General features: G+C 68.2%; 21 protein-coding genes and 4 tRNA genes. 3 read left to right on the plus strand and 22 right to left on the minus strand.

The genetic code is table 11. The features are described 5' to 3' along the window. Nucleotides 1-60 precede the first annotated feature (60 nt). The 15 genes from nusG to ML342_RS09335 all read right to left on the minus strand — a co-directional run bounded on the left by nusG (nt 61) and on the right by ML342_RS09335 (nt 9949). A complete protein-coding gene (gene nusG / locus ML342_RS09265) occupies nt 61-636 on the minus strand; it encodes a transcription termination/antitermination protein NusG (protein WP_240126770.1) in 576 nt (191 codons plus the stop codon). 11 nt (nt 637-647) lie between these two features. Then, complete coding sequence (gene secE, locus ML342_RS09270) at nt 648-1028, minus strand: preprotein translocase subunit SecE (protein WP_240126771.1); 381 nt, start codon at nt 1026-1028, stop codon at nt 648-650. A gap of 34 nt (nt 1029-1062) precedes the next feature. Then, nucleotides 1063-1138, minus strand: a tRNA-Trp gene (locus ML342_RS09275). Between the two features lie 99 nt (nt 1139-1237). After that, nucleotides 1238-2428 carry an elongation factor Tu gene (gene tuf / locus ML342_RS09280; protein WP_240126761.1) on the minus strand — a complete coding sequence of 397 codons (1191 nt, stop codon included), beginning with the start codon at nt 2426-2428 and terminating at the stop codon, nt 1238-1240. Nucleotides 2429-2479: 51 nt separating this feature from the next. Beyond that, a tRNA-Thr gene (locus ML342_RS09285) sits at nt 2480-2555 on the minus strand. Between the two features lie 27 nt (nt 2556-2582). Continuing rightward, nucleotides 2583-2656, minus strand: a tRNA-Gly gene (locus ML342_RS09290). Nucleotides 2657-2712: 56 nt separating this feature from the next. Beyond that, a tRNA-Tyr gene (locus ML342_RS09295) sits at nt 2713-2798 on the minus strand. A gap of 131 nt (nt 2799-2929) precedes the next feature. Beyond that, the gene (locus ML342_RS09300) at nt 2930-3430 is read right to left on the minus strand and encodes a dihydrofolate reductase (protein ID WP_240126772.1); all 501 of its coding nucleotides are present in this window, start codon (nt 3428-3430) and stop codon (nt 2930-2932) included. Nucleotides 3431-3452: 22 nt separating this feature from the next. Next, the gene (locus tag ML342_RS09305) at nt 3453-4247 is read right to left on the minus strand and encodes a thymidylate synthase (protein WP_240126773.1); all 795 of its coding nucleotides are present in this window, start codon (nt 4245-4247) and stop codon (nt 3453-3455) included. Then, a complete protein-coding gene (gene lgt, locus ML342_RS09310; RefSeq protein WP_240126774.1) occupies nt 4244-5143 on the minus strand; it encodes a prolipoprotein diacylglyceryl transferase in 900 nt (299 codons plus the stop codon). The genes ML342_RS09305 and lgt overlap by 4 nt, the downstream gene beginning before the upstream one ends. A 34-nt stretch (nt 5144-5177) precedes the next feature. Beyond that, nucleotides 5178-5927, minus strand: coding sequence for a TerC family protein (locus ML342_RS09315; protein ID WP_240126775.1), 750 nt, complete (start codon nt 5925-5927; stop codon nt 5178-5180). A 34-nt stretch (nt 5928-5961) separates the two neighbouring features. After that, nucleotides 5962-6342, minus strand: coding sequence for a diacylglycerol kinase (locus tag ML342_RS09320; RefSeq protein WP_240126776.1), 381 nt, complete (start codon nt 6340-6342; stop codon nt 5962-5964). 117 nt (nt 6343-6459) lie between these two features. Then, nucleotides 6460-7695, minus strand: a complete 1236-nt coding sequence (locus ML342_RS09325; RefSeq protein ID WP_240126777.1) for an ABC transporter permease — start codon at nt 7693-7695, stop codon at nt 6460-6462. Then, the gene (locus tag ML342_RS09330; protein ID WP_240126778.1) at nt 7692-8402 is read right to left on the minus strand and encodes an ABC transporter ATP-binding protein; all 711 of its coding nucleotides are present in this window, start codon (nt 8400-8402) and stop codon (nt 7692-7694) included. The genes ML342_RS09325 and ML342_RS09330 overlap by 4 nt, the downstream gene beginning before the upstream one ends. Continuing rightward, a complete protein-coding gene (locus tag ML342_RS09335; RefSeq protein ID WP_240126779.1) occupies nt 8399-9949 on the minus strand; it encodes an efflux RND transporter periplasmic adaptor subunit in 1551 nt (516 codons plus the stop codon). Before ML342_RS09335 ends, ML342_RS09330 begins: the two co-directional genes overlap by 4 nt. 174 nt (nt 9950-10123) lie before the next feature. Between ML342_RS09335 and ML342_RS09340 the strand changes: the two genes are divergently transcribed. After that, nucleotides 10124-10465: a DMT family protein gene (locus tag ML342_RS09340; protein WP_240126780.1), complete on the plus strand. Its 342-nt coding sequence runs from the start codon at nt 10124-10126 to the stop codon at nt 10463-10465. Nucleotides 10466-10490: 25 nt separating this feature from the next. Here the strand turns inward: ML342_RS09340 and ML342_RS09345 are convergent, their stop codons facing one another. From ML342_RS09345 to nudE, 4 genes are read right to left on the minus strand one after another with little or no spacing between them, the layout of a single operon-like run. Further along, nucleotides 10491-10796, minus strand: coding sequence for an Mpo1-like protein (locus ML342_RS09345; protein WP_240126781.1), 306 nt, complete (start codon nt 10794-10796; stop codon nt 10491-10493). Then, nucleotides 10793-11635: a nucleoside triphosphate pyrophosphohydrolase gene (gene mazG / locus ML342_RS09350; protein WP_240126782.1), complete on the minus strand. Its 843-nt coding sequence runs from the start codon at nt 11633-11635 to the stop codon at nt 10793-10795. The genes ML342_RS09345 and mazG overlap by 4 nt, the downstream gene beginning before the upstream one ends. Then, complete coding sequence (gene cysQ / locus ML342_RS09355) at nt 11632-12417, minus strand: 3'(2'),5'-bisphosphate nucleotidase CysQ (protein ID WP_240126783.1); 786 nt, start codon at nt 12415-12417, stop codon at nt 11632-11634. The genes mazG and cysQ overlap by 4 nt, the downstream gene beginning before the upstream one ends. Next, nucleotides 12410-12964 (minus strand): ADP compounds hydrolase NudE, encoded by a 555-nt coding sequence (gene nudE, locus ML342_RS09360; protein WP_240126784.1) that lies wholly within the window; start codon nt 12962-12964, stop codon nt 12410-12412. Before nudE ends, cysQ begins: the two co-directional genes overlap by 8 nt. A 29-nt stretch (nt 12965-12993) precedes the next feature. On the opposite strand from nudE, the gene ML342_RS09365 reads away from it, so the two are divergent. Both ML342_RS09365 and ML342_RS09370 read left to right on the plus strand, forming a co-directional pair. Continuing rightward, complete coding sequence (locus ML342_RS09365) at nt 12994-14403, plus strand: adenosylmethionine--8-amino-7-oxononanoate transaminase (protein WP_240126785.1); 1410 nt, start codon at nt 12994-12996, stop codon at nt 14401-14403. Continuing rightward, a complete protein-coding gene (locus ML342_RS09370; protein WP_240126786.1) occupies nt 14394-15125 on the plus strand; it encodes a 16S rRNA (uracil(1498)-N(3))-methyltransferase in 732 nt (243 codons plus the stop codon). Before ML342_RS09365 ends, ML342_RS09370 begins: the two co-directional genes overlap by 10 nt. 44 nt (nt 15126-15169) lie before the next feature. Here the strand turns inward: ML342_RS09370 and ML342_RS09375 are convergent, their stop codons facing one another. From ML342_RS09375 to ML342_RS09385, 3 genes are all read right to left on the minus strand, one after another. Continuing rightward, nucleotides 15170-15646 carry a chemotaxis protein CheW gene (locus ML342_RS09375; RefSeq protein ID WP_240126787.1) on the minus strand — a complete coding sequence of 159 codons (477 nt, stop codon included), beginning with the start codon at nt 15644-15646 and terminating at the stop codon, nt 15170-15172. Nucleotides 15647-15654: 8 nt separating this feature from the next. Continuing rightward, a complete protein-coding gene (locus ML342_RS09380) occupies nt 15655-16629 on the minus strand; it encodes a chemotaxis protein CheB (protein WP_240126788.1) in 975 nt (324 codons plus the stop codon). Continuing rightward, nucleotides 16626-19261, minus strand: a 2636-nt coding sequence (locus ML342_RS09385; protein ID WP_240126789.1) for a response regulator, incomplete at its 5' end; no start/stop codon positions are given. The genes ML342_RS09380 and ML342_RS09385, both read right to left, overlap by 4 nt.

Raw genomic sequence — 19261 nt, forward strand, 5'->3', positions numbered from 1 at the left:
CCTGCTCACCTCCTAAAGGGAGCTGGTGAGTATAGCAGCATCGCGGATGCAGCGTCCAGTTCAGATCTTTTCGACCTGCCCGAACTCCAGCTCGACCGGGGTGGAGCGACCGAAGATCAGGACCGCCACCCGCAGGCGGTTCTTTTCGTAGTTGATTTCCTCGACCACGCCGTTGAAGTCGTTGAACGGGCCATCCACCACCCGCACCATCTGACCTGGCTCGAACAGCACCTTCGGCTTTGGCTTCTCGACGCCATCCTGCACGCGCTGGAGGATGGCATCCGCCTCCTGGTCACTGATCGGCAACGGACGATCAGCAGTGCCTCCGATAAACCCCATGACCCTGGGCGTTTCCTTGACCAGGTGCCAGGACTCGTTGTCGATGCGCGGAATGCCATCCTCCACGTGGGTGGCAATCTGCACCAGGACGTAGCCCGGGAAGAACTTGCGCTCGGAACGCCGCTTCTGCCCAGCGCGCATCTCCACGACCTCCTCGGTCGGCACCAGCACCTCGCCGAAGCGGTCCTGCATGCCCATCCGCGCGATCCGGTCACGCAGCGCCTGGGCCACCGACTTCTCAAAGCCGGAATAGGCATGCACCACGTACCAGCGCTTCTGGACTTCGCTATTGCTCACGGCATTCTCCATCAGGAACCAAGCAGCGTCTTGACGGCGAGCTGGATGATCCAGTCGAAGGCCGCCAGGATCAGGCTAATGGCAACGACTGCAATCACCACGACCCACATCGTCCGGGTCGCCTCCTGGCGAGTCGGCCAGACCACCTTGCGCAGCTCGAAGCGGGACTCGGCCAGGAACTCGCGGACACGGCTGCCGGCACTGCTGAGCAAAAAGACCCATCCACCCAGCGCCAGCGCGATGGCCACGACCAACGCCCGGACCGCACCCGGCAGCGCATCATCGAACCAGTAATAGACAAAGACGCCCACCGCCACCAGCAGCGCAGCCAATACGTACTTGACGATGTCCGCGGAAGCTGCGGATTGATGAGGCAGCGAGTTGCTGGTCAAGGCGCGACTCTCTTTGAGTTGGGGTATTTCGAAATGGCACGCCAGGAGGGACTCGAACCCCCAACCTGCGGTTTTGGAGACCGCTGCTCTGCCAATTGAGCTACTGGCGTATGAACCGCACTATTCCCGAAAAAGGCAACGGCGGCTTGCGCCGCCTGCCTTTCACCCCGACCCGTTCCCGCAGGCGAGAACGGGGGAAACGCAGGGGCTTACTTGATGATCTTGGACACCACGCCGGCGCCGACGGTGCGACCGCCCTCACGGATCGCAAAGCGCAGACCTTCGTCCATCGCCACCGGGTTGATCAGCGTCACCTTCAGCTTCACATTGTCGCCCGGCATCACCATCTCCACACCCTCCGGCAGCTCCACCGCTCCCGTAATGTCCGTCGTGCGGAAATAGAACTGCGGACGATACCCCTTGAAGAACGGCGTGTGGCGACCACCCTCGTCCTTCGACAGCACGTACACCTCCGCCTCGAACTCCGTGTGCGGCGTGATCGTGCCAGGCTTCGCCAGCACCTGCCCGCGCTCCACCTCGTCACGCTTGGTGCCGCGCAGCAGCAGACCCGCGTTGTCGCCCGCCTGCCCCTGATCCAGCAGCTTGCGGAACATCTCAACGCCCGTCACCGTCGTCTTCTGGGTCGGACGAATGCCCACGATCTCGACTTCGTCACCCACCTTGATCGTGCCGCGCTCGATTCGACCCGTCACCACCGTGCCGCGACCCGAAATCGAGAACACATCCTCCACCGGCATCAGGAACGGCTTGTCGATCGCACGCTCCGGCAGCGGAATCCAGCTGTCCAGCGCCTCCACCAGCTTGATGATCGACGGCACGCCGATCTCCGACTGATCCCCCTCCAGCGCCTTCAGCGCCGAACCCTTGATGATCGGCGTCTCATCGCCCGGGAAGTCGTACTTGGAGAGCAGGTCGCGCACCTCCATCTCCACCAGCTCCAGCAGCTCAGGATCGTCCACCATGTCCGCCTTGTTCAGGTAGACCACGATGTACGGCACGCCCACCTGCCGCGCCAGCAAAATGTGCTCACGCGTCTGCGGCATCGGACCGTCCGCCGCCGAGCACACCAAAATCGCACCGTCCATCTGCGCCGCACCCGTGATCATGTTCTTCACGTAGTCGGCATGCCCAGGGCAGTCCACGTGCGCATAGTGACGCGTCGGGCTCTCGTACTCCACGTGCGCCGTCGAAATCGTAATGCCGCGCGCCTTCTCCTCCGGCGCCGCGTCAATCTGATCGTACGCCTTGAACTCACCGCCGAAACGCTCCGCGCCAATCTTCGTCAGCGCCGCCGTCAGCGTCGTCTTGCCGTGATCCACGTGGCCAATCGTCCCCACGTTCACGTGGGGCTTGGTGCGCTCGAACTTACCCTTTGCCATGACTGCGTCTCGTTGGGTTTGCCTGCCGCGACAGGCGTGAGGTTACAAATGTGGTGCTCACGAATGGAATCGAACCATCGACCTCCTCCTTACCAAGGAGGTGCTCTACCGACTGAGCTACGTGAGCAAGTTTTGCAGCAGGGCCGCACAATGGTGGAGCGGGAGACGGGAATCGAACCCGCGCTAGTAGCTTGGAAGGCTACAGTTCTACCATTGAACTACTCCCGCACGGGAGCCCTGCCTTGTTACATCATCACTGGCTGGTGAGACCGGTGATTTTAAGCTGGTGGAGGGAGGTGGATTCGAACCACCGAAGGCGTAAGCCAGCAGATTTACAGTCTGCCCCCGTTGGCCGCTTGGGTATCCCTCCAGACAACCTCTATGTGGAGCAACAAAGCCCCTCAAAGAGCTCGCTATTGTTGCCGCCATGTATCCCCATGTCAACACAATCGCCGAGATTTTTTTACGGCGCCCCAAGCCGCGACCGGCCGCGGATGCCACTCACACCGCCGCCAGCACATAGTCCACGAAGGAGAAGGCCAGCGGATGCTTGGCATCGACCGGATGCAGGACGCGCCTGACCTCCCGCCAGCGCCCGGGCGGAAGCGGCGGGAAGAACGCATCCGCGCCCTCCACCACCGTCTCCACATGGGTGAGATGCAGATGGGTGGCCTGTGGTAGCGCCAGCGCGTACACCTGCCCCCCGCCGATCACGCACAGTTCCCCGCCACCCTCGCTGACGACCAGGGCGAGCGCCTGCTCCAGCGAGGCCACCGCCTGCATGCCGGGGCAGGGCGCCTGCCCGCCGCGAGTGAGCACCAGGTTGCGCCGCCCCGGCAGCGGCCGCCCCAGCGACTCGGCAGTGTGTCGCCCCATCAGCACCGGCTTGCCCAGGGTGAGCGCCTTGAACCGCTTGAGATCGTCCGGCAAATGCCAGGGCAAGGCGTTGCCGCGGCCGATGGCCCGGTTGCGATCCAGCGCGGCGATCAGGGAGATGCGCATGGCGGGATCCGGCATCGTCGGCTCACACCGCCACCGGCGCCTTGATCGCTGGCCACGGGTCGTAGCCTTCGATCGCGATGTCCTCGTAACGAAAATCGAGGAGGTCGCGCACCTGCGGGTTGAGCTTCAACACCGGCAGCGGCCGCGGCGTGCGCGTCAGCTGCTCGCGCGCTTGATCGAAGTGGTTGGCATACAAATGCGCATCACCGAGGGTGTGCACGAAATCGCCCACCCCCAACCCGCATACCTGCGCCACCATGTGGGTCAGCAGCGCGTAGCTGGCGATGTTGAACGGCACGCCGAGGAAGATGTCGCCGCTGCGCTGGTAGAGTTGGCAACTCAGGCGGCCGTCCGCCACGTAGAACTGGAACAGGGTGTGACAAGGCTGCAGCGCCATCTTCGGCAGGTCGGCCACGTTCCAGGCGGAGACGATCAGGCGGCGCGATTCCGGGTTGCGCCGGATCTCCTCCAGCACCCAGCGGATTTGATCGAAGGTCCGCCCGTCGGCGCCCTCCCAGCTGCGCCACTGCTTGCCATAGATCGGCCCCAGCTCGCCGTCCGCATCCGCCCACTCGTCCCAGATCGAGACCCTGTTGGCCTTCAGGTAGGCGATGTTGGTGCTGCCCTGCAGGAACCACAGCAGTTCGTGGATGATCGAGCGCAGGTGCAACTTTTTGGTGGTGACCAGCGGGAAGCCTTCGCGCAAATCGAAGCGCATCTGCCAGCCGAACACGCTGCGGGTGCCGGTGCCGGTGCGGTCGCCCCTGTCGGTCCCGTGCTCCAGGACGTGCCGCAGCAGGTCGAGATATTGCCTCACCGCGCCCCCTCCGGATCGGTCGCAGCCGGCATCAGGGTCGGCGCCGTACGCGACTTCCACAGCCAGAACAGGCCAAGCAGGATCAGCGGCAGGCTGAGCAGCTGCCCCATGGTCAGCCAGCCGAACGCGAGATAGCCCAGCTGGGGGTCCGGCTCGCGTACGAACTCGACCAGAAACCGGAAGCAGCCGTACAGCAGCGCGAACAGGCCGGAAACCGCATAGCGCGGGCGCGGCCGGCGCGAATACCACACCAGCACGCAGAACATCACCAGGCCTTCCAGGGCGGCCTGATACAGCTGCGAGGGATGACGCGCGAACGCATCCAGCAGCCCGGCCTGGTACTGCGCGCGCAGGGTGGCCGCATCCATCGAGGCGAACGGCTCCGGCAGCGCGCGCGGGAAGATCACGCCCAGGCGCTCGAACATCGTGCCATCCGTGGGCTTGCCCCACAGCTCGCCGCCGATGAAGTTGCCGATGCGGCCGAACCCGAGCCCGGCCGGCACCAGCGGCGCGATGAAATCGACCGTATCGAAATAGTGCATGCGGTATCGGTGCGACCACCAGGCGATCGCCGCGAGCACGCCGAGCAGGCCGCCGTGGAAACTCATGCCACCTTCCCAGACCCGAAACAGCAGCAACGGATCGTGCAGGAACGCCGGCAGGTCATAGAACAGCATGTAGCCGACCCGGCCGCCGACCACCACGCCGAGCATGGCGTAGAACATCAGGTCGGAGAAACCGTTGTCGTCCACCCCCGGCAGGCGCCCGGCGCGCACCCGGCGGCGCCCCAAGTGCCAGGCCACGGCAAAGCCCAGCAGGTACATCAGCCCGTACCAGTGAACCTTCAGCGGTCCGAGCGAGAGGGCGATGGGATCGATTTGATGCAGGTATGGCATGTGGGGCCTGGGTAATGGATCGTGGGGCGACGCGCTACCACTCGCCCGCACCCGGAATGCGGTGGGAAGCGGCGCGGCGCCGCATCAGCAGGTTCAGCCACTCCACCAGCGCCGAGAAGCCCATGGCGAAGTAAACGTAGGCCCGCGGCACATACACGTCCAGACCATCCAGGATCAGCACGGCGCCGACCAGCAGAATGAAGGCCAGCGCCAGCATCTTGATCGTGGGGTTGGCATCGATGAAGCGCCCGAGCGGGTTGGCGGCCAGCAGCATGATGGCTACCGCCACCAGGATGGCCACCACCATGATCGGGATATGCCGCGCCATTCCTACCGCGGTGATCACCGAGTCCAGCGAAAACACGATATCGATCACCGCGATCTGCGCGATCACCAGCGCAAACACCGCCGAGGCCTTGGTGGTACGCGGGTCCTCGTCCTCTCCGCCGGTGATCAGGTCACGGATCTCCAGCACGCCCTTCACCAGCAGGAAGACGCCTCCCAGGATCAGCACCAGGTCGCGGATCGAGATGCCCTGCCCGAACAGCTGGAACAGGTCTTGCGACATCCGCGCCAGGAAAGCCAATGTCACCAGCAGCAGGATGCGGGTGACACAGGCCACCGCGATGCCGAGCCTACGTGCCTGGGATTTGCGCGCTTCCGGCAGCCGGCTGACGGCGATCGAAATGAACACCAGGTTATCGATGCCCAGCACGATCTCCAGCGCGCTCAGGGTCACCAATGTCAGCCAGGCATCCGGTGAAATCAAAAAGCTCAGATCCATTCCATTCCTCGATTACTCCGCCGCGAACACGGCATCACAGCCAGCGCGGCAGCAGCAGGGTGCCCCAGACCAGCAGCACGTTCATCATCAGCACGAACACCGCAGCCGAGCCCATGTCCTTGGCGCGGCCGGCCAGCTCATGACGCTCCGGACCGAAGCGTTCGATCACCGCCTCCATCGAGGAGTTCATCAGCTCCATCGCCAGCACCAGCAGGCAGCTACCGACCAGCAGCACGCGCTCCACTGGCGTTTGCCCCAGCCACCAGCCGAGCGGGCCCAGCAGCAGGAACAGATAGACTTCCAGCCGGAACGAGGATTCGTGCAGCCAGGCTGCGCGCAGCCCCAGCAGGGACCAGCGGGCAGCACGCAGGACACCGGCCGGCCCGCGTGGGAAGTGCCCATACAGGTCAGCCATGCGTGCAATTCCTAAGCAGGCAAGCGCAGCGGGAAGCAGCCATCTAACCAGGCGCCAGACGAAGCGGAACGCCATTCTGCCATAAGCCCCCGAACCGCTCCGGCGCTCCGGGGCCGGCTACTGCGAGCGCAGCGCCTCGATCGGATCCAGCCGCGAGGCCTTGCTGGCGGGGTAGTAGCCGAAGAACAGCCCGGTGGCGATCGAGAACGCCGCCGCCAACGCCACCACCTGCGCATTCAACTGCACCGGCAGTTCGCTGAACTTGCCAACGATCAGCGCGCCAACGATCCCGATCGCAATCCCGATCACCCCGCCGATCAGCGAGATCAGCATCGCCTCGGCCAGGAACTGCGCACGGATGTCGCGCGGGCCCGCGCCCACCGCCAGCCGCAGGCCGATTTCGCGGATTCGCTCGGTCACCGACACCAGCATGATGTTCATGATGCCGATGCCGCCGATCACCAGGCAGATGCCGGCCACCGCGCCCAGCAGCTTGGACATCAGGTTGGTGGTCTGGGTGCGGGTCGCCACGATCTGGCTGATGTTGCGCACCACGAAGTCGTCGTCCGCGCCCGGCTGGATCTTGTGCCGCTGGCGCAGCAGCGCCTCGATCTCGGACTGCGCCACGTCGAGGTTGCGGGCATCGTCCACCCCGACCGAGATCTGCTGGACCGCACCCGGCGGCATGCCCTGCGACGTGGACAGGCGGCGGCGCGCGGTCTCCAGCGGCACCACCACGATGTCGTCCTGGTCCTGGCCGAAGCCGCCCTGGCCCTTGGGCTTGAGCACGCCGACCACGGTGAACGGCACCCGCCCGAGGCGGATGGTCTGGCCGATCCCGTCCTGGTCGCCGAACAGCTCGCGGCGCACCGTCTCGCCCAGGATCACCGGCTTGCTGGCGCCACCGTAGTCGTTCGGCTGAAAGCCGTCGCCGCTGGCGATCTCCCAGCCATTGATCGCAAACCAGTCGGGCTGCACGCCCTGCCACTGGGTGGAGGCGTTGTTCTCGGCGAACACCACCTGGGTGCCGCCGCGCAGTGAGCCGGCCACGTACTGTGCTTCCGGCACCTCGTTGCGGATCGCCTCCACATCGCCTTCGTTCAGGCTCCAGCGACTGCCCTGCGCCAGCCGCGCCCCGCCCGGGCCGATGCCGCCGGCCCCCGAGATGTCCAGCCGCTGCGAGCCGAGACCCGAGACCAGCTTGTCGATCTCGGCCTGGGTGCCTTGCCCGATCGACACCATCACGATCACCGCGGCGATGCCGATGATCACGCCCAGCGAGGTCAACGCGCTGCGCAGCCAGTTCCCGCGCAGGGCGAACAGCGCGGTACGCAAAATGTCCAACGGCCTCATGCGATCCTCCCGGCACGCCGCACGCCAAGCATGCCGTCATGGATTTCGTAGATGGCATCGGCATGCTCGGCCACATGCGCATCGTGAGTGATCAACACCACGGTGCGCCCATCGGCACGCAGGCGCTTGAACAGCGCCAGGATCTCCTCGCCGGTCTTGCTGTCCAGCGCGCCGGTAGGTTCGTCCGCCAGCAGCAGCGGCGGGTTGTTGATGAGCGCACGCGCGATCGCCACCCGCTGCTGCTGGCCGCCGGAGAGCTCGGTCGGCCTGTGTCCGGCGCGACTCGCCAGGCCGACCGCCTCGAGCATCGCCAGCGCGCGCTCGCGCCGCGCGTGCAGCGGCATGCGCACGTAGCTCAACGGCATCATCACGTTCTCCAGTGCGGTCATCCGCGGCAGCAGGTTGAACTGCTGGAACACGAAGCCGATCTTGTGCAGGCGCACCTGCGCCAGCGCCTCCGGATCGAGCGTGGAGACATCCTCGCCGTCGCACAGGTAAGTGCCGGAGGTCGGCGTATCCAGGCAGCCCAGCAGGTTCATCAGCGTGGTCTTGCCGGAGCCGGATGGACCCATGATCGCGACGAACTCGCCGCGGCGCACGGTTAGATCGGCGCCGCGCAGGGCCACTACCTCGGCTTCGGTGCCGGCCAGATAGACCTTGCTCAGCTGACGGGTCTCGATGACCGGCACGAGCGGGTTGGCGATCACGGCGCCCCCGCGGCGCGCTCGCCGCTGATGATCTTGTCGCCCTCGCGGATGTCGCCCATCACTTCGGTGGCGCTGCCGTCGCTCACGCCCAGGCGGATGTTCACCAGCTCCGGCTTACCGCTCTTGCTCAGCCGGTACACGCTGACGCGCTTGGCGCTCAGCTGCGCCTCCACCGCGGCATCCCACTGCGCGCGCTGAGCCTCGCTCAGGCTGGCGCGGAAGGCCGCGAACTGCTGATTGAGCCGCTCGCGCATGCGCGCGCGGATCTGCGCCTGCATGCTGGCATCCGGGCCTGCGCCGCCGGTAGGGCCAAACCGCATGCCGCCGCCGAACAGACGGTTGCCGCCCTGCTGCGGCGCCTGTGCCGCCTGCTGGCGGAACTGCGCCGCGCGCTCGGCCTGCCGTTTTTGCAGCTGCGCCAACGCGTCATCGAACACCGCCTGCTGCTGCGCGCTCAGGCCCAGCCCGGCGGCCGTGGCGCGCAGGCCCTCCAGCATGCTGCGGCCTCCCCCAACACCGCCCTGTCCCGGCCCCTGCGGCTGCAGGGCCGCAAGCGGCGAGCCGTCGCTGGGCTTGAAGCGCAGCGCGGCATTGGCCAGCTTGAGCACGCCGGACTTCTTGCTGACCTCGATCTCGGCATTCACCGTCAGCCCCGGCAGCAGGGTGCCGTCGCTGTTGTCCACGGTGACGATCACCGGATAGGTGACCACGTTGTTGGTCGTGGTGGCCGCCAGCCGCACCTGGTCGACGACGCCGTGGAAGCGGCGGTCGGGGAAGGCATCGGCGGTGAAGCTGACCGTCTGCCCGACCTTGACCTGGCCAATGTCGGATTCATCCACCGCCAGCTCGATCTTCATTTTCGACAGGTCTTCGGCGATGGTGAACAACTCCGGCGCCTGCAGGCTGGCGGCGACGGTCTGGCCCGGCTCGATCTTGCGGGTCAGCACCACCCCGTCCACCGGGGAGCGGATCACGGTGCGTTCCAGGTTGACCCGGGTAGTCTCGGTGGCTGCGGTCTGCTGGCGGATCGCAGCCTGGGCCGAGCGGACCTGCGCCTGCGCCTGCTCCATCGCGGCGCGCGCCTGGTCCACGTCACTCTGCGCGACCAGGCGCTGGCGGCCGAGATCTGCCTTGCGCTGGTAGTCCAGCGTCGCGTTGCGCAAGGTCGCCTGCGCTTGTGCCAGCTGGGCCCGGGCGCTGGCGATCTGGGCCTGGCCCTGGCGGATCTGCGCCTCGTAGGTGGACGGGTCGATCACCGCCAGCACCTGGCCTTTTTTCACCGGCGCGTTGTAATCCACCAGTACCTTGGTCACCAGGCCGGAGATCTGGCTGCCGACGGTGACGGTAGTGATCGCGCTCAGGGTGCCGGTGGAGGAAATCACCACCCGGATATCGCCGCGCTGCACGGTCTCGGTGCGGTAGCCACCTTCGGCCGCCTGCTCGCGCTTATGCCAGTAGTGCCAGCCTATGGCCAGAGCGGCAATGACGATGGCGGCGATGCCGGCGCGGCGCAGCGGGGAACGACGGGGACGGCGGGGCTGACTCATGTGAGATCTGCAGGCTAGAGGGTTACGACGAAACGCGTCATGAGGCGACCGGTTGACACGGATTTTGCCGATCGAGCTCGCCTTTCACCCCTGCCATTGGTCGCATCGAACCTGCCGGATGGGCAGGCATGGGCGCTATGCTGCACGCCCCACGACCCGACGATGCTCCACCGCATGCCCTACGCCCGCCTGTTGACCCCGCTGCTGCTGGTGTTCTCCAACCTGTTCATGACCTATGCCTGGTACGGCCACCTCAAGGACCGCACCACCGCCTTGCCCAAGGTCATCCTGGTGAGCTGGGGCATCGCGTTCTTCGAATACCTGCTGATGGTGCCCGCCAACCGGATCGGCAGCGCGGTGTACAGCGCGCCGCAGCTCAAGGGCATGCAGGAGGTCATCACCCTGCTGGTGTTCGCCGGGTTCTCCACCTGGTACCTGGGCCAGCCGCTGAAGTGGAACCACTGGGCCGGCTTCGCGCTGGTGGTATGCGCGGCCTGGCTGATCTTCATGGAGTGAGCCCGCCGCCCGCGGCGGCCGGTGCTCAGAACGGGATCCTGCCGGTCAGGATGTCCTTGTACATCACCCAGTCGCCCATGAACGAATACAGCGGGTGGCGGAACGTGGCCGGACGGTTCTTCTCGAAGAAGAAATGCCCGACCCAGGCGAAGGCGTAGCCGGCGACCAGCGCCGCCAGCAGCCACCGGGGATCGGCCTGTCGGATCGCCAGCAGCACGCAGCCGATGGCCAGGCTGCTGCCGACGAAGTGCAGGCGCCGGCAGGTGCGGTTGCGGTGCTCGCCCAGGTAGAACGGATAGAACTCACGGAAACTCGAAAACCGTTCGCTCATCGCTTGGCCTCCTCCTTCTCCGCCGTCTTCGCCAGCGCCCAGTAGCGATCCTGCTCCTCCAGCGGCTTGCCCGCCAGCCCGCCGTCGGCGGCGGCCAGCGCCTCCATCGCGCGGAAGCGGCGCTCGAACTTGGCATTCGCCCGGCGCAGCGCGGCGCCCACGTCCACCCGCGCATGCCGCGCGAGGTTGGCGCAGACGAACAGCACATCCCCGAGCTCCTCCTCCAGCCGGTCCTGCGCGGCCGCATCGGCGGGATCGGCGGCGAGCGCGTCGAACTCCGCGCGCACCTCCTCGATCTCCTCGTGCAGCTTGGCGATCACCGGCGCCGGGCCCGGCCAGTCGAAGCCGACCTTGGCCGCCTTCTGCTGCAGCTTCACCGCGCGCAGCCACTCCGGCAGGCCACGCGAAATGCCGGCCAGCGCGGAGGCATCGGCCTCGCCCTTGGCCGCACGCTCGGCGCGCTTGATGGCTTCCCAGCCCTGCAGCACCGCGCCCGCGTCGCCGGCCTGCGCGGTACCGAACACGTGCGGATGCCGACGCACCAGCTTGTCGCAGATCGCCGCCACCACGTCCGCGAATGAAAACGCGCCGGCTTCCTCGGCCATGCGCGCATGGAACACCACCTGCAGCAGCAGGTCGCCCAGCTCGTCTTTGAGATCGTCGAGGTCGCCGCGGTCGATGGCATCGACGACCTCGTAGGCTTCCTCGATGGTGTACGGGGCGATGCTGGCGAAGTCCTGCGCGAGGTCCCACGGACAGCCGCCGTCGGGGTCGCGCAGGCGCGCCATGATCGTCAGCAGGGCCTGAATGTCGCGGGGATCGTCGGCTGGCGGGTTCATGCGGGCAGGCGGGCAGGCAGGGCGGGATCGCCGACGGCGATGAAGTCGCCATTGATCAGAATGTCGCGCTGGTTGTAGCGCAGCGGGCGGCCGCGCGCGTCCAGCACCGCGCCGCCGGCGGCCTCCACGATGGCCTGGCCGGCGGCGGTGTCCCACTCGCTGGTCGGGCCGAAGCGCGGATACAGGTCGATCGCACCCTCCGCGATCCGGCAGAACTTCAGCGCCGAACCACAGCCGACCACCTCGCTGCCGGGCAATGCATCCAGCAGCGCCTGGGTGCGCGCGTCGCGGTGCGAACGGCTGGCGGCGATGCGCAGCGGCGCGGCGGCGGGAATGCGCGCGTGGATTGGGCAGTCGGCGGCGTCCTCGCGGCGAAACGCCCCGCGCCCGGGCGCGCCGTGCCACAACGCGCCGGTCACCGGCTGTTGGATCAGCCCGAACACCGCCACGCCGTCTTCGACGAGCGCGATGTTGATGCAGAACTCGCCGTTGCGCTTGACGAACTCGCGGGTGCCGTCCAGCGGATCGACCACCCACAGCCGGCGCCAGCGGCGGCGCTCGGCGATGTCGATCGCGCGCGACTCCTCCGACAGCACCGGAATGTTGGGGGTGAGCGCCTGCAGCCCCTCGACGATGCAGCGATGCGCGGCCAGGTCGGCGGCGGTCAGCGGCGAGCGGTCGTCCTTGTGCTGCACCGCGAACTCGCCCTCGTACACCGCCAGGATCGCGGCGGCCGCGCGCTGCGCGATGCCGATCACACCCTCGCGCAGCGCCTCATCCATGCGCCTGCTGCTCCAGCCATTCGCGCACCAGGAACAGCGCGGCGATGCTGCGTCCTTCCGAGAAATCCTCGCGCAGGATCAGCTGGCCCAGGTCGGCCAGCTTCCACGGCACCACCTCCAGCTCCTCCGGCTCGTCGCCGGGCAGCCGCTGCGGATACAGGTCGCGCGCCAGCACCAGGTGGGTCTGGTGGCTCATGTAAGTCGGCGCCAGGCTCAGCTTGCGCAGCACGCGCACGTCGTACGCGCCGTAGCCGGCCTCTTCCATCAGCTCGCGGTTGGCCGCCTGCTCGGGCGTTTCACCCGCGTCGATGCGCCCCTTCACCAGCCCCAACTCGTAGCGGTGCACGCCGGCCGCGTACTCGCGCACCAGCAGCACCGTGTCGGCATCCAGCAGCGGCACCACCACCACCGCGCCGTGGCCGCGGCCGTGCAGGCGCTCATACAGGCGACGCTCGCCGTTGGCGAACTCCAGGTCCAGACGCTCCATCCGATACGGGCCAGCCTCGTGCTCGGTGATGCCGTGGATGACGGGCAGCGGGCGGGTCATGCGGCCGCTCCGGCGGCGATAATGGCGGAATGAAAGACGTTCACGACCCCATGATAGCCGCGGCCGATGACTGGCGCGCGCGCGACCTGGCGGTGCTCTGGCACCCCTGCACCCAGATGCGCGAGCACCCGCAGGCCCTGCCGCTGTTCCCGGTGGCGCGCGGCGAGGGCGCCTGGCTGATGGGCATGGACGGCCGCCGCGTGCTGGACGGCGTGAGCAGCTGGTGGACCAACCTGCACGGGCACGCCGAGCCGCGCATCGCCGACGCCATTGCCAGGCAGGCGCATACGTTGGAGCAGGTCATCCTGGCCGGCTTCTCACACGCGCCTGCGGTGGAGCTGGCCGAGCGCCTGCTGGCAGTCGCCCCGCGCGAGGCCGGGCGCGCGCCGCTGGCGAAGGTGTTCTATGCCGACAACGGCTCGGCCGGGGTCGAGGTGGCGCTGAAGATGGCGTTCCACTGGTTCCACAACCGCGGCGAGCACCGGCGCACCCGCTTCATCGCGCTGACCGGCAGCTACCACGGCGAAACCCTGGGCGCGCTGGCAGTCGGCGACATCCCGCTGTACCGGCGTGTGTACGCCCCGCTGCTGCTGGAAGCCCTGTTCGCGCCCTCGCCCGACGCATTTGGCGCGCGCGACGCCGCCGCCGAGGCGCGCGCCCATGCCGCGGCGGATGCCCTGGCCGCGCTGCTGGAGGCGCACCCGGGCGAGGTCTGCGCGCTGATCCTGGAACCGCTGCTGCAGTGCGCGGGCGGGATGCGCATGCACCACCCCGCCTACCTGCGCCGCGTGCGCGACCTGTGCGATGCCCATGGCGTGCTGCTGATCGCCGACGAGATCGCCACCGGCTTCGGCCGCACCGGCACCCTGTTCGCCTGCGAACAGGCGCCGGGCGGCGGCATCCAGCCCGACCTGTTGTGCCTGTCCAAGGGCCTGACCGGCGGCTTTTTGCCGCTGTGCGCGGTGCTGGCCACGCAGGCGATCTACGACGGCTTCCTCGACGACTCGCGCGAGCGCGCCTTCCTGCACTCGCACAGCTACAGCGGCAATCCGCTGGCCTGCGCGGCGGCGCTGGCCTCGCTGGACATCCTCCAGCAGGACGACGTGCTGGCGCGCAACCTCGGCACCGCGGCGAAGATGGCCGAACGCGCCGCCCGCTTCACCGCGCATCCGGCGGTGGCCGAGGTGCGCCAGACCGGGATGGTGGTCGCCATCGAACTGCACCCGGAGCGCGGCAACGCCGAGGACGGCCACGCGGTCGAGATCGCCGGCCGCCGCGGCCTGCGCATGTACCGCGCGGCGCTGGAGGCCGGCGCCCTGCTGCGCCCGCTGGGCGACGTGCTGTACTGGATGCCGCCCTATTGCGTGGGCGATCGTGAGCTGGACGTGCTGGAAGCGGCCACCGCCGCCGCGCTCGAGGAGGCCGCGCGATGCGCCTGACCCGCTGCTACGTCGCGCAGGCGCTCGCAGCCCGCAGCGAGATCACCCTGCCCGAGGACGTCGCCGGCCACCTGGTGCGCGTGCTGCGCCTGCAGCCGGGCGACGCCTGCGTGCTGTTCAACGGGGATGGGCACGATTACGACGCCCGCCTGCTCACCGCGGGCAAGCGCGAGGCGCGCGCCGAAATCCTCGCGGCGCGGCCGGTGGCGAACGAATCGCCGCTGCGGATCACCCTGCTGCAGGGCATCGCCCGCGGCGAGAAGATGGACTTCATCCTGCAGAAAGCCACCGAGCTGGGCGTGGCCAGGATCGTGCCGGTGGACAGCGAGCGCAGCGAAGTGAAGCTGGACGCCGCGCGCGCCGAGAAGCGCCTGGCGCACTGGCGCGAGGTGGTGGCATCGGCCTGCGCGCAGAGCGGGCGCGCGGTGGTGCCGGAGGTACTGCCGCCGCAGCCGCTGGTCAGCGCCGCGACGCGGCGGGACGGCCAGGGCTTCCTGCTCGATCCGCAGGCCGAGGCCACGCTGGTCGCGCTGCGCGGGACGCCGCTGGCGGCCTGCACCCTGGCGATCGGGCCGGAAGGCGGCTGGTCGCCGCGCGACCGCGCGCAGCTCGACGCCGCGGGCTTCAGCGGCCTGCGTCTGGGACCACGGGTGCTGCGCACCGAAACCGCCGGGCTGGCGGCGATCGCGGCGCTGCAGACGCTGGCGGGGGATCTCGGCTGAAATCCGGCAGAAATCCCGATCGCAGCAGGATCCGGCGTAGGCGCTCAGGCCGCGGCCGCCAGCGCCTCGCGCAGGGTCTCCTCGAGCGCCTCCAGATCCGGCACCACTGCCTCGTCTTCATTCAGACGCACCCGCGCCAGAACACCGGGCGGCAGCGCTTCGCCTACCTCGTCAAGCCGCGCCAAGGCGGCCTCGGTCACCGTCACCAGGCGCGGGAAGCCTTGCGTCAGCAACGCGAAATAGGGGCGCCGGGAATCCCCTCCCAGCGCCTTCAGCACGACCACCTTGCTGCCAAGACCGCCCTGCTCTTCGGCCAAACCCGCAAACCGCGAGAACGACAGCAGCGGCAACTGCCAGCCGCGCCAGCGGATGCGCCCCAGCAACCAGGCCGGCGCGTTCTCCACCGGCTCCGGAGTGGCGAACGACAGCACCTCGGCGATGGTGGCGTTCGGCAGCAGCAGGCGCGCCTGCGCGACCTGGATCAGCACGCCGCGGATGATCGGTGCAAGTTCGGAGGACATGGGCTACCTCAGGCGGACCAGCGGTGCAAAAGTTCGCGGGACATTTCGGCGAGACTGCGCGACTCGCCGCCGCGCGTCACCAGCGTTCGGCTGGCAGAGGGATCGAAGCAGTTCTCGGGCGCCTGACCATACACCATCGCCCCTGTCAGACGCAGCGCCAGGCCAATGTCCACCGCCGACGGATCTGCTCCGCTCAGCAAAAGCAGCGCGCTATCGGCAGCTGGCAACCCAGAAAAATGCGGCTCGCCCCGACCGGCGACGAACGCCATTCCAGTCTCGGTGCGCGCCACATCCACCCCGTCCGGCATGATGTAAACGTGGCCTGCCTCCACCCGATCTCCCGGCTGGGCCAGCACCACCTGGAGCGAAGTGGCGCGCTGCATTTGCCGCAGCAGCTTGTCGTAATGCCCACCCTCGAGTTTCTGACGCAGCAGCACCGGGCGCGGGAATCCCGACGGCAGCGTGGACAGCAGCTGGCGGACCGCGTCTGGGCCGCCGATTCCGGCCACGATCGCGACCGCCCCGATGGGTGATGCAGGAGCATGTGCCGGCGCCTGCGGTACCTCGGGCAGCGCCGCCACCTGCAGCGCGAGCGCCTGCATTTCCTCCTCGAAGCCGACTCTAGAGCCGCGCTCTGGCGCGGCCGGCAGCACGTCGTCATGCCCCTCGAGCTTGGCGGCCAGATGCCGGGCCCAGCGCGCGGCCTCCCAGCCGTCGCGTTTGGCGGCCACCTCGGCATCGTCGAATATCACATCCAGCGCAGGATCCGCCAACAATGCGTCGTAGCGTTCCAGCACGCTCTCGGTGGCGGCATCCAGCACGACCACCAATGCATGCGGCGCGCGCGCCAGCACCGCCGCCTCATCCGCTTCGGTAGGATCCAGACTGGCCGCGAGTTCGGCACCCGCTGCCCGCACCGCCTGTTCGGTGCGCTCGCGCGCGGCGCCCGCACGCGCCAGCACCACCACACGCCGCCCGCTCATTGCAGCAGTCCATCACCCGCTGGCTCGAGCTTGAGCAGCTCGAACACATTGCGCATCAACTCCGGCTCCTGGTACGGCTTGCCAAGATAGCGCTGCACGCCGATGTCCATTGCCCGCTGGCGATGCTTCTCGCCGGTACGCGAGGTGATCATGATGATCGGGACGTTGCGCAGGCGCACATCGGCGCGCATCGCGCTCGCCAGCTCGTAGCCGTCCATGCGCGGCATTTCGATATCCAGCAGCATCAGGTCGGGCACCACCTCGGCCATGCGCTCGAGCGCATCCAGGCCATCCTTGGCGGTGGCGACCTCGAACCCGTGACGTTCCAACACGCGGCCAGTGACCTTGCGCATCGTCACCGAATCGTCCACCACCATCACCAGCGGCACGCGCCGCACTTCTGCCGGGGCGGCGGCCTCCGCGCGCCCAAGCTCGCTCTTGACCCGCGCGGCCTGACGACGAATCAGCGGCGCCACGTCGAGAATCACTACCACGCGGCCGTCGCCCATGATGGTGGCGCCGAAGATGCCCGGAATCGACTCCAGCTGAGGGCCTGCGTTCTTGACCACGATCTCGCGGCTGCCCAACACCTGATCGACCGCCACCGCCGCGCGCAGTTCGCCCGAGCCGACCAGCAGCAGCGGCATCTGCAGGTGCCCTTCGGCCTTGGCCGGCGCCGTGCCGACGAGCACGCCGAGATCGTGCAGGGCGTAGTTTTCGCCGCCGTAGCGATAGGTGACGTCGGCCTGCGCCAGCTCCTCCCGCGCGATGCGGCCGACGCCGCGCACGGCCGCGATCGGCACCGCGTACTCGGTGTCGCCGATCTTGACGAACACCGCCTGGGTCACCGCCAGCGTCTGCGGCAGGCGCAAGGTAAAGGTCGTGCCAGCGCCCGGCTGCGAGGCGATCTCGATCGTGCCGCCGAGTTGGCGCACTTCGCTGGCCACCACGTCCATGCCGACCCCGCGACCGGCCAGGCGGCTCACGGTCTCGGCCGTGGAGAAGCCCGGCTGCATGATCAACTGATCGAGCTCGGCTTCCGACAGCACGGCCTCCGGCGCGATCAGCCCGCGTTCGATCGCACGCGCGCGGATCGCGGCGCGATTGAGGCCCGCGCCATCGTCGCTGACTTGCAGCACCACTTCCGCGCCTTCACGCCGCACCGCGATGCGAATGCTGCCTTCCTCGGGCTTGCCGGCTGCGCGTCGCGCCTCGGGCAGCTCCAGTCCATGCGCGATGGCATTGCGCAGCATGTGCTCCAACGGCGCGGTCATGCGCTCGAGCACGTTGCGGTCCAGCTCGCCATGCGCGCCCTCGACCCGCAGCTGGGCCTGCTTGCCGGTCTCGGCAGCGGCCTGACGGATCACCCGGCGCAGGCGTGGCACCAGCGAGTCGAACGGCAGCATGCGGGTGCGCATGAGGCCTTCCTGCAGTTCCGAGCTGACCCGCGACTGCTGGGTCAACAGGGTTTCGTACTGGCGGGTCAGTTCCTCCATCGACCCGTGCAGGCTCTGCAGGTCGGCAGCCGATTCGGCCAGCGCGCGCGAGAGCTGCTGCAGGGTGCTGAAACGGTCGAGCTCCAGCGGATCGAACTCCTCGCGGCCATCATGCTCGCGCTGGAAGCGCGCGATGATCTGCGCCTCGGTTTCGGCATCCAGGCGCCGCAGCTGGTCGCGCAGTCGCGTATTGGTCTGCTCCATTTCCTGCGCGGTGGCGCGGAAGGCCGCCAGCTGCTGCTCCAGACGCGCGCGGTAGATCGCCACTTCGCCGGCGTAGTTGACCAGGCGATCGAGCAGATCGGCGCGAATGCGCACCTGCTCCTGCGGCGCGCGCACGCCGATTTCGTCGTCTTCGAACACCCCTTCGGGGCGGATCGGCGCCGACAGTGGCTTGAGTGCGGGCTTGGCCACCGGCGCTTCCGGCGCTTCCGGCGCTGCCGGCTCCGCCGCAGGCGCAGGCGCAGGCGCAGGAGATTCTGCAGCCGGCACTGCCGGTGCGCGGTTTTCGGCGCGCGCATTGAACTCCTCGATCAGCGCTTGCGGCATGCCGATCGCACGCCGCGCCGCGATGCGGGTGACCATGGTGTGCAGGCGATCGAAGCCGCGCTCCAGCAGCTTTACTCCGGCTTCGCCCAGTACCACCCGCTGGGCGGCAACCGCTTCCAGCAGGGTTTCCATGGCGTGGCCGAGCTCGCCGGCCGCCATCACGCCCGCCATGCGCGCGCCACCTTTGAGGGTATGCAGATCGCGCTGCAGCTCGACGATCAGCGCGTTCTCCTCCGGCGTCTCGCGCAGCTGGACGAGCAGACCGTCGGCATGGTCGAGCAGATCGCCGGCCTCCTCCACGAAAATGTCCACCAACTCGAGATCGAGCTCGCGGGTATCGAGCGCCTCGTCCGGATCTTCCGCCGCCGCGGCGGTGGCCTGCAGGGCTGCCAGCGCGGCCAACTCGCGCGCCTTGGCGGCTGCGACGCGCTCGGCCTCCAGCCGCTCCGCCTCGCGACGCTCCGCTTCGGCGCGGGCCGCCGCGATGCGCTCGGCCTCCAGACGCTCCGCTTCGGCGCGGGCCGCCGCGATGCGCTCGGCTTCCAGACGCTCGGCCTCCAGACGCTCGGCCTCCAGACGTTCGGCTT

Source organism: Thermomonas alba (assembly GCF_022419205.1).
In the GTDB taxonomy this organism is placed as follows: Bacteria; Pseudomonadota; Gammaproteobacteria; order Xanthomonadales; family Xanthomonadaceae; genus Thermomonas; species Thermomonas alba.